We start from the raw sequence: 2,611 nt of genomic DNA, 5'->3' as shown, positions 1-2,611 counted from the left end.
TTCGACGCAAATTGCTTGGGTGTTATATGGTCAAGCCTCACGGGCAATTAGTATTGGTTAGCTCAACGCCTCACAGCGCTTACACACCCAACCTATCAACGTCGTAGTCTTCGACGGCCCTTCAGGGAACTCAAGGTTCCAGTGAGATCTCATCTTGAGGCAAGTTTCCCGCTTAGATGCTTTCAGCGGTTATCTTTTCCGAACATAGCTACCCGGCAATGCCACTGGCGTGACAACCGGAACACCAGAGGTTCGTCCACTCCGGTCCTCTCGTACTAGGAGCAGCCCCTCTCAAATCTCAAACGTCCACGGCAGATAGGGACCGAACTGTCTCACGACGTTCTAAACCCAGCTCGCGTACCACTTTAAATGGCGAACAGCCATACCCTTGGGACCGGCTTCAGCCCCAGGATGTGATGAGCCGACATCGAGGTGCCAAACACCGCCGTCGATATGAACTCTTGGGCGGTATCAGCCTGTTATCCCCGGAGTACCTTTTATCCGTTGAGCGATGGCCCTTCCATACAGAACCACCGGATCACTAAGACCTACTTTCGTACCTGCTCGACGTGTCTGTCTCGCAGTCAAGCGCGCTTTTGCCTTTATACTCTACGACCGATTTCCGACCGGTCTGAGCGCACCTTCGTACTCCTCCGTTACTCTTTAGGAGGAGACCGCCCCAGTCAAACTACCCACCATACACTGTCCTCGATCCGGATAACGGACCTGAGTTAGAACCTCAAAGTTGCCAGGGTGGTATTTCAAGGTTGGCTCCACGCAGACTGGCGTCCACGCTTCAAAGCCTCCCACCTATCCTACACAAGCAAATTCAAAGTCCAGTGCAAAGCTATAGTAAAGGTTCACGGGGTCTTTCCGTCTAGCCGCGGATACACTGCATCTTCACAGCGATTTCAATTTCACTGAGTCTCGGGTGGAGACAGCGCCGCCATCGTTACGCCATTCGTGCAGGTCGGAACTTACCCGACAAGGAATTTCGCTACCTTAGGACCGTTATAGTTACGGCCGCCGTTTACCGGGGCTTCGATCAAGAGCTTCGCTTGCGCTAACCCCATCAATTAACCTTCCGGCACCGGGCAGGCGTCACACCCTATACGTCCACTTTCGTGTTTGCAGAGTGCTGTGTTTTTAATAAACAGTCGCAGCGGCCTGGTATCTTCGACCGGCAGGGGCTTACGCAGTAAATGCTTCACCTCCACCGGCGCACCTTCTCCCGAAGTTACGGTGCCATTTTGCCTAGTTCCTTCACCCGAGTTCTCTCAAGCGCCTTGGTATTCTCTACCCAACCACCTGTGTCGGTTTGGGGTACGGTTCCTGGTTACCTGAAGCTTAGAAGCTTTTCTTGGAAGCATGGCATCAACCACTTCGTGTTCTAAAAGAACACTCGTCATCAGCTCTCGGCCTTAAGATCCCGGATTTACCTAAGATCTCAGCCTACCACCTTAAACCTGGACAACCAACGCCAGGCTGGCCTAGCCTTCTCCGTCCCTCCATCGCAATAACCAGAAGTACAGGAATATTAACCTGTTTTCCATCGACTACGCTTTTCAGCCTCGCCTTAGGGACCGACTAACCCTGCGTCGATTAACGTTGCGCAGGAAACCTTGGTCTTTCGGCGTGGGTGTTTTTCACACCCATTGTCGTTACTCATGTCAGCATTCGCACTTCTGATACCTCCAGCAAGCTTCTCAACTCACCTTCACAGGCTTACAGAACGCTCCTCTACCGCATCATCCTAAGATGATACCCGTAGCTTCGGTGCATGGTTTGAGCCCCGTTACATCTTCCGCGCAGGCCGACTCGACTAGTGAGCTATTACGCTTTCTTTAAAGGGTGGCTGCTTCTAAGCCAACCTCCTAGCTGTCTAAGCCTTCCCACATCGTTTCCCACTTAACCATGACTTTGGGACCTTAGCTGACGGTCTGGGTTGTTTCCCTTTTCACGACGGACGTTAGCACCCGCCGTGTGTCTCCCATGCTCGGCACTTGTAGGTATTCGGAGTTTGCATCGGTTTGGTAAGTCGGGATGACCCCCTAGCCGAAACAGTGCTCTACCCCCTACAGTGATACATGAGGCGCTACCTAAATAGCTTTCGAGGAGAACCAGCTATCTCCGAGCTTGATTAGCCTTTCACTCCGATCCACAGGTCATCCGCTAACTTTTCAACGGTAGTCGGTTCGGTCCTCCAGTTAGTGTTACCCAACCTTCAACCTGCCCATGGATAGATCGCCCGGTTTCGGGTCTATTCCCAGCGACTAGACGCCCTATTAAGACTCGCTTTCGCTACGCCTCCCCTATTCGGTTAAGCTCGCCACTGAAAATAAGTCGCTGACCCATTATACAAAAGGTACGCAGTCACCCAACAAAGTGGGCTCCCACTGCTTGTACGCATACGGTTTCAGGATCTATTTCACTCCGCTCTCCGCGGTTCTTTTCGCCTTTCCCTCACGGTACTGGTTCACTATCGGTCAGTCAGTAGTATTTAGCCTTGGAGGATGGTCCCCCCATATTCAGACAAGGTTTCTCGTGCCCCGTCCTACTCGATTTCATTGCAAAGGGATTTTCGCGTACAGGGCTATCACCCACTATGGCC

At 52.3% G+C, this 2,611-nt stretch carries 1 rRNA gene; it reads right to left on the bottom strand.

What is annotated here, in order from left to right:
* Nucleotides 1-26 precede the first annotated feature (26 nt).
* Nucleotides 27-2,611: ribosomal RNA gene (locus tag QRN50_RS04325) — 23S ribosomal RNA — on the bottom strand; the annotation flags it as partial.

Source organism: Pseudomonas sp. MEJ108 (assembly GCF_030208985.1).
In the GTDB taxonomy this organism is placed as follows: domain Bacteria; phylum Pseudomonadota; class Gammaproteobacteria; order Pseudomonadales; family Pseudomonadaceae; genus Aquipseudomonas; species Aquipseudomonas fragariae.
The sequence above is the reverse complement of the archived record's forward strand: the minus strand, read 5'-3'. Positions and strand labels throughout refer to the sequence as shown.